Below are 12160 nucleotides of genomic sequence, written 5' to 3'. Positions count from 1 at the left end.
CGCATGAACATCGGGGAAGCACCGGGGCCCACGAGCGGCCAACGATCGAAGAGGACAGTATGAAATCTGACATTCATCCCGCCTACGAGGAGACCACGGTGGTCTGCGGGTGCGGGAATACATTCCAGACTCGCAGCACCAAGCCTGGTGGCCGCATCGTGGCCGAGGTTTGCTCGCAGTGTCACCCGTTCTACACCGGCAAGCAGAAGATCCTCGACAGTGGGGGTCGGGTTGCCCGCTTCGAGCGGCGCTACGGCAAGCGCAAAGTCGGCGCCGACAAGAGCGAAGCGGCAACCGACAAGTAGCTGGATTACCGACGCCCGAACTGTGCACGTGCGGCACAGGCCGGGCGTCGGTTCGTGTTTGCGGTAAAGAGCTGGCGGGAGGTGTGACATGGCGCAGCCGGTGCAGACGATCGACGTCCTGCTTGCCGAACACGCGGACCTTGAGGTTGCGCTGGCAGACCCCGAACTGCATAGCAACCCCGCCGAGGCGCGCAAGGCCGGCCGCCGATTTGCCCGACTCGCGCCGATCGTGGCCACCCATCGCAAGCTGGTGGCCGCCCGCGAAGATCTCGAGGCCGCTCGCGAACTGGCGGCCGCCGACGAGTCCTTTGCTGCGGAGGCCGCCGAGTTGGAGGCTCAGGTAGCCGAACTCGATGCCCAACTCACCGACATGCTGGCACCGCGCGACCCGCATGATGCCGACGATATCGTGCTCGAGGTCAAGTCCGGGGAGGGCGGCGAAGAATCGGCCCTGTTTGCCGCCGATCTGGCCAGGATGTACATCCGCTACGCGGAGCGGCACGGCTGGACGGTGACGGTGTTGGACGAAACCACCTCGGACCTGGGCGGCTATAAGGACGCGACGCTGGCCATCGCCAGCAAAGGCGACACGGTCGACGGGGTGTGGTCGCGGATGAAATTCGAGGGCGGGGTGCACCGGGTACAACGCGTTCCGGTAACGGAATCGCAAGGCCGCGTGCATACCTCGGCCGCTGGTGTGCTCGTCTACCCAGAACCTGAAGAGGTCGGTGAGGTGCAGATCGACGAGTCCGACCTGCGCATCGATGTCTACCGGTCTTCGGGCAAGGGCGGCCAAGGTGTCAATACCACCGACTCGGCGGTGCGAATCACCCACCTGCCCACCGGAATTGTCGTCACCTGTCAAAACGAACGGTCGCAGCTGCAAAACAAGATACGCGCCTTGCAGGTGCTGGCGGCTCGGCTACAGGCGATAGCCGAGGAACAAGCGCTGGCTGACGCGTCGGCAGACCGGGCTAGCCAGATTCGCACCGTGGACCGCAGCGAACGGATTCGCACATACAACTTTCCGGAGAACCGGATCACCGATCACCGAATCGGCTACAAGGCATACAACCTCGATCAGGTCCTCGATGGTGACCTGGACGCGCTGTTCGACGCGCTGGCCGCCGCTGACAAGCAGTCCCGGCTACAGCAATCATGACCTCGCTGCGGCACGCGATTGATTCGGCTGCAGCGCTGCTCACCGCGGCCGGGATCGACTCCGCGCGTTGCGATGCCGAGCAGTTAGCGGCCCATTTAACGGGCACGCAGCGTGGTCTGCTGTCCGTGCAGGACGAGGCGCCCGGTGATGGCTTCTTGGGGCGATACCAGGACATTGTCGCCGCGCGTTGCCGGCGGGTGCCGTTGCAGCATCTCACCGGGACGGTGGCGTTCGGGCCGGTCGAGCTGCATGTTGGTCCGGGTGTGTTCATACCGCGCCCAGAGACCGAAGCCATATTGGAATGGGCTACCGCGCAACCACTTCCGGTGCGGCCGGTCATCATCGACGTGTGCACCGGAAGTGGCGCATTGGCTGTCGCGCTGGCCCAGTTGCGGCCGACAGCGCGAATCATCGCTATCGATGACTCCGACGTGGCCCTGGAGTATGCCCGTCGCAACGTTCAGGGCAGCAAGGTGGAACTGGTGCGAGCTGATGTCACCGAACCCGGCCTGCTGGGGGAGCTCGACGGACAAGTCGACCTCGTCGTCGCCAACCCGCCCTATGTCCCCGATGATGCGATCTTGGAACCCGAGGTAGCGCAGCATGATCCACGCCGCGCGGTGTTCGGTGGGCCGGACGGGATGGCAGTGATTCCGCACGTTGTTCGGCTGGCCGGGAGGTGGTTGCGCCCCGGTGGGGGGTTCGCCGTTGAACATGACGAATCCATGTCTTTGCCGACGGTTGAATTGATCAACGGCGCAGGGGTTTTCGATAGCGTCGTTGCTCGCCGGGATCTAGCCGGGCGGCCCAGGTTTGTCACCGCCTGCAGGCGAAACGGCCGTGCCGCGTGCCGCGATGATGATAGGGAGAGTGTCGGCTATGACTGAGGTGTTCGATTGCGCCGACCCCGATCAGCGTTCCGATGGAATCGCCGCGGCGGTCGGGGCGCTCAAGGCGGGGCGCTTGGTAGTCATGCCGACGGACACCGTCTACGGAATCGGCGCCGACGCCTTCGACAGCGCTGCGGTGAACGCGCTACTTGCGGCCAAGGGGCGGGCACGCGACATGCCAGTAGGCGTGCTGGTCGGCTCCTGGCACACAATCGAGGGCCTGGTCTACTCGATGCCCGACGGCGCGCGCGAACTGATCCGCGCCTTCTGGCCGGGTGCGCTGAGCCTGGTCGTCGTGCAAGCGCCCTCATTGCAATGGGATCTCGGTGATGCTTACGGCACGGTGATGTTGCGCATGCCTTTGCATCCGGTCGCCATCGAATTGTTGCGGCAGGTCGGGCCCATGGCGGTCTCCAGCGCAAACGTCTCCGGTCAGCCACCGGCGGGTGACGTCGTCGAGGCACGTCGCCAGCTCGGCGATCGCATCGACATCTATTTGGACGGCGGTCCATCCGCGCAGCAGGCCGCTTCTACCATCGTCGACCTGACCGGAGCATCCCCGCGCATCCTTCGGGCGGGGCCGGTCAGTGCGGAACGGATCGCCGATGTGCTCGGTGTGGACACGGAGACGTTGACCGCCTGAGCATCTTTTGCCCCACCGGCCCTTCGTGGTGAGGCCGGGCGCAGTTGTTGGGGTCTCAGGTTGGTGCAGTACGGTCTCGAGGTGTCCAGCGATGTGGCCAGCCTTGCCGGTGGCGTGCTCGCACTTTCTGCCCCCGGGGCCGGCGTCCCGCTGCGTGAGCTCGCCCTCGTCGGGCTGACCGCGGCGATCATCACCTATTTCGCAACCGGGCCGGTACGGGTGCTAGCAACCCGGTTGGGGGCTGTCGCCTATCCACGGGAGCGTGATGTTCACGTCACACCCACCCCACGCATGGGCGGCTTGGCGATGTTCCTCGGCGTTGTCTCCGCTGTCTTCCTCGCCTCCCAGCTTCCCGCGCTAACCCGCGGTTTCGTTTATTCCACCGGTATGCCCGCGGTGCTGGTCGCGGGTGCAGTGATCATGGGGATAGGTCTGATCGACGACAGGTGGGGTCTTGATGCGCTCACAAAATTCGCTGGCCAGATCACCGCGGCCAGTGTGCTGGTCACCATGGGGGTGGCGTGGAGTGTCCTCTATATCCCGGTGGGTGGGGTCGGAACCATTGTGCTGGACCAAGCCTCCTCGATCCTGCTCACGTTGGCGTTGACCGTGTCGATCGTGAACGCAATGAACTTCGTCGACGGCCTGGACGGTCTGGCGGCTGGGCTGGGTCTGATCACCGCGTTGGCGATCTGCATGTTCTCGGTGGGACTGCTGCGTGACCACGGTGGCGACGTGTTGTTCTATCCGCCCGCGGTGATCTCGGTAGTGCTCGCGGGAGCCTGTCTCGGCTTTCTGCCGCACAACTTTCACCGAGCCAAGATCTTCATGGGTGATTCCGGTTCGATGCTGATCGGGTTGATGCTTGCCGCGGCTTCCACGACCGCTGCCGGCCCGATCTCGCAAAATGCCTACGGCGCGCGCGACGTGTTTGCTTTGCTGTCGCCGTTCTTACTGGTGATTGCTGTCATGTTTGTGCCGATGCTGGACTTGTTGTTGGCGATCGTGCGTCGCACCCGCGCGGGCCGCAGTGCGTTCAGTCCGGACAAGATGCACCTTCACCACCGGCTGTTGCAGATTGGTCATTCCCATCGCCGAGTGGTGCTGCTCATCTACTTGTGGGTGGGCATTGTCGCGTTCGGAGCGGCGAGCACGATCTTTGTCGACCCGCGCCACACCGCGGCGGTGATGCTGGGCGCGATTGTCGTCGCGGGGATCGTGACCGCGATCCCGCTGCTGCGGCGTGGCGACGACTACTACGACGGCGACTACGACGGCGACCACAACAATGACTACGACAAGAAGTAGTAGTGGCATCTACCTTGTGGTACGGTGCAGGTAGAACCCCGAAACAAACCTCGCGGGTTGCCGGCCCCCTGGGCCTTCGGATTGGTTTCCGACCGCGCCCATTGACGACCGACACAGGGAGCTACCCCTTGGGTTATGCCACCGTGCCCTTTGCGATACGCTCGGCGAGCCACCGATCAGTCGATCAGGTGGTTTCCGCTCCACCAACCCGGGATTGAGGTGCTGCAGTGACAACACCAGCGCAGGACGCGCCGTTGGTGTTTCCCTCTGTTGCGTTCCGCCCGGTTCGCCTGCTTGTTATCAGCCTGGGGCTGACCTTGGCCGCGACGCTCATCGCCGGTTTCATCGGGCATGTCATGGTCGGGGTGTTCTTGGGTGTCGGGCTCCTGCTCGGTTTGCTCAACGCCGTGCTGGTGCGGCGTTCAGTCGAGTCGATCACCGCGCAGGCGCATCCGCTGAAGCGGTCGATGGCGCTCAATTCCGCGTCGCGTGTCGCGGTAATCACCATCATCGCGCTGATCATTGCCTACCTATTTCGGCCGGCGGGGCTTGGTGTGGTATTTGGTTTGGCGTTCTTCCAGCTGCTGTTGGTGTTGTCGACTGCCCTGCCGGTTTGGAAGAAACTGCGGACCGGTGTCGACGAGTCGGTGGAGTCGGCCGGCGGCGTTTTGACGGGATCTGAAGGGACGGAAGTGAGGAGCACCAGCGATGACTGAGTCCATCCTGGCCGCCCAGATCGAGGTCGGCGAGCACCACACCGCCACCTGGCTCGGTATGACCGTCAACACTGACACGGTGCTGTCAACAGCGATTGCCGGCCTGATCGTCATCGCCTTGGCCTTCTACCTGCGCTCGAAGGTGACGTCGACGGCTGTGCCCGGTGGGGTGCAGTTGTTCTTCGAGGCGATCACCATACAGATGCGCAACCAGGTCGAGGGCGCTATCGGGATGCGGATCGCTCCCTTTGTGTTGCCGCTCGCGGTGACCATCTTCGTGTTCATCCTGATCTCCAACTGGCTGTCGGTCCTGCCGGTGCAGTACACCGACAAGGACGGGCAAACCACCGAGCTGCTCAAACCGGCCGCCGCGGATATCAATTACGTGCTGGCGCTGGCCTTGTTTGTCTTCGTCTGCTACCACGCCGCGGGGATTTGGCGTCGTGGGATTGTCGGCCACCCCATCAAGCTGGTGAAGGGGCACGTGGCGATACTGGCGCCGATCAACCTTGTTGAAGAGATTGCCAAGCCGATCTCGTTGTCGCTCCGTCTTTTCGGCAACATCTTCGCCGGTGGCATATTGGTTGCATTGATCGCGCTCTTTCCGCCCTACATCATGTGGGCGCCGAATGCGATCTGGAAATCGTTTGACTTGTTCGTGGGCGCCATCCAGGCGTTCATTTTCGCACTGCTGACAATTCTGTACTTCAGCCAAGCGATGGAGCTAGAAGACGAACACCACTAAGACTGTCTCGACCTGTTAGGCACGTACCGATACCGAATCCTGGTAAACCGCTACCAGAGTTATCAAGGAGGATAAGGAATGGACCCCACTATCGCTGCCGGCGCCCTCATCGGCGGCGGACTGATCATGGCCGGTGGCGCAATCGGCGCCGGTATCGGTGACGGTGTCGCCGGTAACGCGCTAATCTCCGGCGTGGCCCGGCAGCCCGAGGCACAGGGGCGGCTATTCACGCCGTTCTTCATCACCGTCGGCCTGGTCGAGGCGGCCTACTTTATCAACCTGGCGTTTATGGCACTGTTCGTATTCGCCACGCCCGTCAAATAATTCGGCTGTAACGGCTGAAGTGGTTGTAGTGGTTGCAATGGGTAGCAATGAGTGACGTGAACTCTATTGTTCTGGCGCTGAGCCAGGCGGCTGCGGAAGGTGAGGAAGGCGGCAAGACCAACAACTTCCTTATTCCCAACGGCACCTTCTTCTTCGTGCTGGCCATCTTCTTGTTGGTCCTCGCCGTTATTGGCACGTTTGTCGTGCCACCGATCCTGAAGGTGTTGCGGGAACGCGACGCCATGGTGGCTAAGACGCTGTCCGACAACAAGAAGTCCGCCGAGCAATTCGCGGCTGCCCAGGCCGACTACGAAGAGGCCATGGCGGAAGCCCGGGCCCAGGCATCGTCCTACCGGGATAACGCCCGCGCTGACGGCCGTAAGGTCGTCGAAGATGCGCGCGCCCGTGCCGAGCAGGAAGTGGCATCAACGTTGCAGGTGGCCAGCGAGGAGCTGAAGCGGGAAAGGGACGCGGTGGAACTGGATTTGCGCGCCAACGTCGCGACTATGTCGGCGACGCTGGCCAGTCGGATCCTCGGTGTCGACGTCAGCACGTCAGCCGCGACGAGGTAAGCAACCATGTCGACATTTCTCGGACAGCTGGTTGGCTTCGCGGCCATCGTGTTTTTGGTGTGGCGCTATGTGGTGCCTCCTGTACGGCGGCTGATGGCTGCGCGGCAGGACACACTGCGACAACAGTTGGCTGATGCGGAAACCGCCGCCGAGCGGCTGACTGAGTCGACGGCCGCGCACAGCAAGGCCATCGAATCCGCCAAGAAAGAGGCCAAGCAGGTCGTTGAAGAGGCCAAGACGGATGCCAAGCGGATTGCCGAACAATTGCAGGAACAGGCCGGTATCGAGGCCGACCGTATCAAGGGACAGGGCGCTCGTCAGGTCGAGTTGATGCGGACCCAACTGGCCCGCCAGCTTCGGCTGGAGCTGGGCCACGAATCCGTCCGGCAGGCAGGCGAACTGGTCCGCAGCTATGTTGCCGACCCGACGCAGCAGTCCGCTACCGTCGAACGCTTCCTGGACGAACTCGATGCGATGGCGCCGGAGCCGGCAGAAGTCGAGCATCCGGTGACCGCGAAAATGCGTTCGGCCAGTCGACGGGCGCTGGGCAGCTTGGTCGGCAAGTTTGGCACCTTGTCGAAGGGCCTCGACAACCAAGCACTGTCGACACTGGCCAGCGACCTGGTCTCGGTTGCCCAAATGCTGGATCGGGAAGCTGTCGTCACGCGGTATCTCACCGTGCCCGCCGAAGACGCGGCGCCCAGGGTGCGGCTACTCGATCGGCTGATCACCGGCAAGGTTGGCGACCCCGCGCTCGAGATATTGCGGGCGGCCGTCTCGGAGAGATGGTCGGCCAATTCCGATCTGATCGATGCCATCGAGCACTTGTCTCGGCAAGCATTGCTGGAAGTCGCCGAGCGGGAGGGTCAGGCCGACGACGTCGAAGACCAGTTGTTCCGGTTTTCTCGAATCCTGGATGCGCAGCCACGACTTTCGATCCTGTTGGGCGACTACGCTGTGCCAGCCGAAGGTCGAGTTCAGTTGTTGCGCAAGGTGCTTGACAGCGCGGGCAGTAGCGTCAATCAGATCGCGGTCGCACTCCTATCCCACACGGTCGAATTATTGAGAGGTCAGCCGGCAGAAGACGCCGTGCTGCTCCTGGCCGAAGTGGCGGTGGCTCGCCACGGCGAAATCGTTGCGCAGGTCAGCGCGGCGGCCGAGCTCAGTGGTGCTCAACGCACCCGCGTTACCGAGGTGCTGAGCCGAATCTACGGTCACCCGGTGACCGTGCAGCTGCAGATTGATCCCGCGTTGCTGGGCGGTCTGTCAATCGCGGTGGGCGACGAGGTCATTGACGGTACGCTCTCTTCGCGCTTGGCCGCTGCCGAGGCTCAATTGCCTGATTGAAAATCGAGTGCCTGATTTGAAACCCGAACCAAGTCAACACAACCGAAGTAGGAAGACGAAAAGCCATGGCCGAGTTGACAATCTCCGCTGATGATATTCAGAGCGCGATCGAAGAGTACGTAAGCTCATTCACCTCGGATACCTCCCGTGAGGAGGTCGGTACCGTGGTCGACGCTGGCGACGGTATTGCGCATGTCGAGGGCTTGCCCTCCGTGATGACCCAGGAGTTGCTCGAATTTCCGGGCGGTGTGCTCGGTGTGGCGTTGAACCTCGACGAACACAGCGTTGGCGCGGTTATCCTCGGTGACTTCGAGAACATCGAAGAAGGCCAGCAGGTCAAGCGCACCGGCGAAGTCCTGTCGGTACCGGTCGGCGACGCCTTTTTGGGCCGCGTGGTCAACCCCCTCGGCCAGCCGATTGACGGGCGTGGAGACATCGAGGCCGAGACGCGGCGTGCGCTGGAGCTGCAAGCGCCGTCGGTGGTGCAGCGGCAAAGCGTCAAGGAGCCGCTGCAGACCGGTATCAAAGCGATCGACGCGATGACCCCGATCGGCCGCGGCCAGCGACAGCTGATCATCGGCGACCGCAAGACCGGCAAGACCGCCGTCTGCGTCGACACCATCCTCAACCAGCGGGAGAACTGGGAGAGCGGTGACGAGAAGAAGCAGGTGCGCTGCGTGTATGTGGCCATCGGTCAGAAGGGCACCACGATCGCGTCGGTGCGGCGTGCTCTTGAAGAGGGCGGCGCGATGGACTACACGACCATCGTGGCGGCGCCCGCGTCGGACTCCGCCGGCTTCAAATGGCTTGCGCCATACACCGGTTCGGCCATTGCCCAGCACTGGATGTACAGCGGCAAGCATGTGCTGATCGTCTTCGACGACCTGACCAAGCAGGCCGAAGCCTACCGCGCAATCTCATTGCTGCTGCGCCGTCCGCCTGGCCGTGAAGCCTATCCAGGTGACGTGTTCTATTTGCACTCACGCCTTTTGGAGCGTTGCGCGAAGTTGTCCGACGAGCTCGGTGGTGGCTCGCTGACCGGTCTACCGATCATCGAGACCAAGGCCAACGACATCTCGGCCTACATCCCGACCAATGTCATCTCGATTACCGACGGGCAGTGCTTTCTGGAGACCGACCTGTTCAACCAGGGCGTTCGTCCGGCCATCAACGTCGGTGTCTCGGTGTCCCGGGTCGGTGGCGCCGCCCAAATCAAGGCCATGAAGGAAGTAGCGGGCTCACTGCGTCTGGATCTGTCGCAATACCGTGAACTGGAAGCGTTTGCTGCGTTTGCCTCGGATCTGGACGCCACGTCCAAGGCGCAGCTGGACCGCGGTGCCCGGCTGGTCGAGCTGCTGAAGCAGCCGCAGTACCAGCCGATGGCCGTTGAGGAGCAAGTTATCTCGATCTTCCTGGGCACCGGCGGTCACCTGGACTCGGTGCCAGTCGAGGACGTCCGGCGATTTGAAACCGAACTGCTGGACCACGTGCGGGCTTCCGAAGAGAAGCTGTTGAGCACCATCCGGGAGACGCAGAAGCTGACCGAGGAGACCGAGGAAGCGCTGACCAAGGTCATCAACCACTTCAAGAAGGGCTTTGCCGCCACCGATGGCGGTTCGGTGGTGCCCGACGAGCACGTCGAGGCACTGGACGAAGAGGATCTCGGCAAAGAATCGGTGAAAGTCAAGAAGCCTGCGCCGCAGAAGAAGAAGAAATAACACACACAGGTATATGACATGGCTGCCACACTTCGCGAACTGCGTGGACGGATCCGCTCGGCGGGCTCGATCAAAAAGATCACCAAGGCCCAGGAGCTGATCGCAACCTCGCGTATCGCCAGGGCGCAGGCTCGGCTTGAGTCCGCCCGGCCTTACGCCGAGCAGATCACGCAGATGCTCACCACCTTGGCCGCTGACGCGGCCCTGGATCACCCGTTGTTGGTGGAACATCCTGAGCCGAAGCGGGCCGGCGTCTTGGTGGTGTCCTCCGACCGTGGCCTGTGCGGCGCTTACAACGCCAACGTATTCCGCCGTTCCGAAGAGTTGTTCTCCCTCCTGCGGGAGGAAGGTAAGCAGCCCGTTCTCTATGTGGTGGGCCGTAAAGCGTTGGCCTACTACACATTCCGTAACTGGGATATCACCGAATCGTGGACGGGTTTTTCCGAACAGCCCAAGTACCAGAATGCCGCGGAGATCGCTTCGACTCTGGTCGACGCATTCATGGTGGGCACCGGTGAAGCCGAGGGGCAGGGGATCGACAGCGACCAGGGCGTTGACGAACTGCACATCGTCTACACCGAGTTCAAGTCAATGCTGTCGCAGTCAACCGAGGCGCGCCGGATGGCACCGATGGTCGTGGAATATGTCGAAGACCAGGGTCCGCGCACGCTGTACTCCTTCGAACCGGACGCGACGACGCTGTTCGAGTCGCTGCTGCCGCGATACCTCACCACCCGGGTGTATGCGGCAATGCTGGAATCGGCGGCCTCGGAGTTGGCGTCGCGCCAGCGAGCGATGAAGTCGGCGACCGACAACGCCGACGACCTCATCAAAGCCCTGACGCTGATGGCAAACCGTGAGCGCCAGGCCCAAATCACCCAGGAGATCAGCGAAATCGTCGGTGGCGCGAATGCGCTAGCCGATGCCCGCTAGGCCCAACTACGTAAGGCCCACGAGGAAGCGAAGAAAGATATGACTGCAACAGCCGAAAAGACTGACAAGTCGACGAATTCAGAGACCAGCGGCCGAGTGGTACGGGTCACTGGGCCCGTCGTCGACGTCGAGTTTCCGCGTGGTTCCGTCCCGGAGCTGTTCAATGCTCTGCACGCCAAGATCGACTTCGAGTCGCTGGCGAAAACCCTGACGCTGGAGGTGGCACAGCACCTCGGCGACAACTTGGTCCGCACGATCTCGCTGCAGCCCACCGACGGCCTGGTGCGTGGCGTCGAGGTCACCGACACCGGCAGGTCGATCTCGGTGCCGGTCGGTGAGGCCGTCAAGGGCCACGTCTTCAACGCGCTGGGGGACTGCCTGGACAAGCCTGGCTACGGCGAAGACTTCGAGCACTGGTCGATTCACCGCAAGCCGCCGGCCTTCGAAGACCTCGAGCCCCGGACCGAGATGCTCGAGACCGGCCTGAAGGTCGTGGACTTGCTCACTCCGTACGTGCGTGGCGGCAAGATCGCCCTGTTCGGTGGTGCCGGGGTGGGCAAGACGGTGCTGATCCAGGAGATGATCAACCGCATCGCGCGCAACTTCGGTGGTACTTCGGTATTCGCCGGTGTGGGCGAGCGCACTCGTGAAGGCAACGACCTGTGGGTCGAGCTGCAGGAAGCCAACGTGCTCAAGGACACCGCGCTGGTCTTCGGCCAGATGGATGAGCCGCCCGGCACTCGTATGCGGGTGGCGCTGTCCGCGCTGACCATGGCCGAGTGGTTCCGTGACGAGGCGGGCCAGGACGTGCTGTTGTTTATCGACAACATCTTCCGGTTCACCCAGGCCGGTTCGGAGGTGTCCACGCTGCTTGGCCGGATGCCCTCCGCGGTGGGATATCAGCCCACCCTGGCCGACGAGATGGGCGAGCTCCAGGAACGCATTACCTCCACCCGGGGACGTTCGATTACCTCGATGCAAGCTGTGTACGTGCCTGCCGACGACTACACCGACCCGGCTCCTGCGACGACGTTCGCTCACCTGGATGCCACCACCGAGCTATCCCGCGCGGTGTTCTCCAAGGGCATCTTCCCGGCGGTGGACCCGCTGGCGTCCAGCTCAACCATTTTGGATCCCGGCGTCGTCGGCGACGAGCATTACCGGGTGGCTCAGGAAGTCATTCGGATTCTGCAGCGCTACAAGGATCTTCAGGACATTATCGCGATTCTGGGTATCGATGAGCTGTCTGAAGAGGACAAGCAGCTGGTCAACCGAGCTCGCCGCATCGAGCGGTTCCTGTCGCAGAACATGATGGCCGCCGAGCAGTTCACCGGGCAGCCCGGTTCGACGGTCCCGGTGAAGGAAACCATCGAGGCATTCGACAAGCTGGCCAAAGGCGACTTCGACCACGTACCCGAGCAGGCTTTCTTCTTGATCGGCGGGCTCGACGATCTGGCGAAGAAGGCCGAGAGCCTCGGCGCCAAGCTGTAGTGGCGT

General features: G+C 62.7%; 13 protein-coding genes. All 13 read left to right on the top strand.

The window, feature by feature from the left end; translation table 11 throughout:
* Nucleotides 1–59 precede the first annotated feature (59 nt).
* The 13 genes from rpmE (at nucleotide 60) to atpD (ending at nucleotide 12154) form a co-directional block, all read left to right on the top strand.
* Entirely contained in the window at nucleotides 60–305 is a 246-nt protein-coding gene (rpmE, locus tag MB901379_RS17200) for a 50S ribosomal protein L31 (RefSeq protein WP_158017727.1), read from the top strand.
* A gap of 88 nt (nucleotides 306–393) precedes the next feature.
* Entirely contained in the window at nucleotides 394–1467 is a 1074-nt protein-coding gene (prfA, locus tag MB901379_RS17195; protein WP_158017726.1) for a peptide chain release factor 1, read from the top strand.
* Entirely contained in the window at nucleotides 1461–2354 is an 894-nt protein-coding gene (gene prmC, locus MB901379_RS17190; RefSeq protein WP_232022144.1) for a peptide chain release factor N(5)-glutamine methyltransferase, read from the top strand. Before prfA ends, prmC begins: the two co-directional genes overlap by 7 nt.
* Nucleotides 2347–3000 (top strand): L-threonylcarbamoyladenylate synthase, encoded by a 654-nt coding sequence (locus tag MB901379_RS17185; RefSeq protein ID WP_158017724.1) that lies wholly within the window; start codon nucleotides 2347–2349, stop codon nucleotides 2998–3000. The genes prmC and MB901379_RS17185 overlap by 8 nt, the downstream gene beginning before the upstream one ends.
* 63 nt (nucleotides 3001–3063) lie before the next feature.
* Nucleotides 3064–4308: a UDP-N-acetylglucosamine--decaprenyl-phosphate N-acetylglucosaminephosphotransferase gene (gene rfe / locus MB901379_RS17180; protein ID WP_158017723.1), complete on the top strand. Its 1245-nt coding sequence runs from the start codon at nucleotides 3064–3066 to the stop codon at nucleotides 4306–4308.
* A gap of 227 nt (nucleotides 4309–4535) precedes the next feature.
* Nucleotides 4536–5024 carry an ATP synthase subunit I gene (locus MB901379_RS17175; RefSeq protein ID WP_158017722.1) on the top strand — a complete coding sequence of 163 codons (489 nt, stop codon included), beginning with the start codon at nucleotides 4536–4538 and terminating at the stop codon, nucleotides 5022–5024.
* Nucleotides 5017–5769 carry a F0F1 ATP synthase subunit A gene (gene atpB / locus MB901379_RS17170; protein WP_158017721.1) on the top strand — a complete coding sequence of 251 codons (753 nt, stop codon included), beginning with the start codon at nucleotides 5017–5019 and terminating at the stop codon, nucleotides 5767–5769. The genes MB901379_RS17175 and atpB overlap by 8 nt, the downstream gene beginning before the upstream one ends.
* 78 nt (nucleotides 5770–5847) lie before the next feature.
* Nucleotides 5848–6093, top strand: coding sequence for a F0F1 ATP synthase subunit C (locus MB901379_RS17165; protein ID WP_003406686.1), 246 nt, complete (start codon nucleotides 5848–5850; stop codon nucleotides 6091–6093).
* A 47-nt stretch (nucleotides 6094–6140) separates the two neighbouring features.
* Nucleotides 6141–6665, top strand: a complete 525-nt coding sequence (locus MB901379_RS17160; RefSeq protein ID WP_158017720.1) for a F0F1 ATP synthase subunit B — start codon at nucleotides 6141–6143, stop codon at nucleotides 6663–6665.
* Nucleotides 6666–6671: 6 nt separating this feature from the next.
* Complete coding sequence (locus MB901379_RS17155; protein WP_158017719.1) at nucleotides 6672–8012, top strand: F0F1 ATP synthase subunit B/delta; 1341 nt, start codon at nucleotides 6672–6674, stop codon at nucleotides 8010–8012.
* 65 nt (nucleotides 8013–8077) lie between these two features.
* Complete coding sequence (atpA, locus tag MB901379_RS17150; RefSeq protein ID WP_158017718.1) at nucleotides 8078–9730, top strand: F0F1 ATP synthase subunit alpha; 1653 nt, start codon at nucleotides 8078–8080, stop codon at nucleotides 9728–9730.
* Between the two features lie 18 nt (nucleotides 9731–9748).
* Nucleotides 9749–10663 carry a F0F1 ATP synthase subunit gamma gene (locus MB901379_RS17145; protein ID WP_158017717.1) on the top strand — a complete coding sequence of 305 codons (915 nt, stop codon included), beginning with the start codon at nucleotides 9749–9751 and terminating at the stop codon, nucleotides 10661–10663.
* 39 nt (nucleotides 10664–10702) lie between these two features.
* A complete protein-coding gene (gene atpD / locus MB901379_RS17140) occupies nucleotides 10703–12154 on the top strand; it encodes a F0F1 ATP synthase subunit beta (RefSeq protein WP_158017716.1) in 1452 nt (483 codons plus the stop codon).
* The last annotated feature ends 6 nt before the right edge of the window (nucleotides 12155–12160 follow it).

Source organism: Mycobacterium basiliense (assembly GCF_900292015.1).
GTDB classification, from domain to species: Bacteria; Actinomycetota; Actinomycetes; order Mycobacteriales; family Mycobacteriaceae; genus Mycobacterium; species Mycobacterium basiliense.
Note: the sequence above shows the minus strand (reverse complement) of the source record. Positions and strands in the feature narration are given on the sequence as shown.

Coding starts and splice junctions, on each gene's coding strand:
- rpmE (WP_158017727.1), top strand. CDS start 60: ATGAAATCTGACATTCATCCCGCCTACGAGGAGACCACGGTGGTCTGC.
- prfA (WP_158017726.1), top strand. CDS start 394: ATGGCGCAGCCGGTGCAGACGATCGACGTCCTGCTTGCCGAACACGCG.
- MB901379_RS17185 (WP_158017724.1), top strand. CDS start 2,347: ATGACTGAGGTGTTCGATTGCGCCGACCCCGATCAGCGTTCCGATGGA.
- atpB (WP_158017721.1), top strand. CDS start 5,017: ATGACTGAGTCCATCCTGGCCGCCCAGATCGAGGTCGGCGAGCACCAC.
- MB901379_RS17165 (WP_003406686.1), top strand. CDS start 5,848: ATGGACCCCACTATCGCTGCCGGCGCCCTCATCGGCGGCGGACTGATC.
- MB901379_RS17160 (WP_158017720.1), top strand. CDS start 6,141: ATGAGTGACGTGAACTCTATTGTTCTGGCGCTGAGCCAGGCGGCTGCG.
- MB901379_RS17155 (WP_158017719.1), top strand. CDS start 6,672: ATGTCGACATTTCTCGGACAGCTGGTTGGCTTCGCGGCCATCGTGTTT.
- atpA (WP_158017718.1), top strand. CDS start 8,078: ATGGCCGAGTTGACAATCTCCGCTGATGATATTCAGAGCGCGATCGAA.
- MB901379_RS17145 (WP_158017717.1), top strand. CDS start 9,749: ATGGCTGCCACACTTCGCGAACTGCGTGGACGGATCCGCTCGGCGGGC.
- atpD (WP_158017716.1), top strand. CDS start 10,703: ATGACTGCAACAGCCGAAAAGACTGACAAGTCGACGAATTCAGAGACC.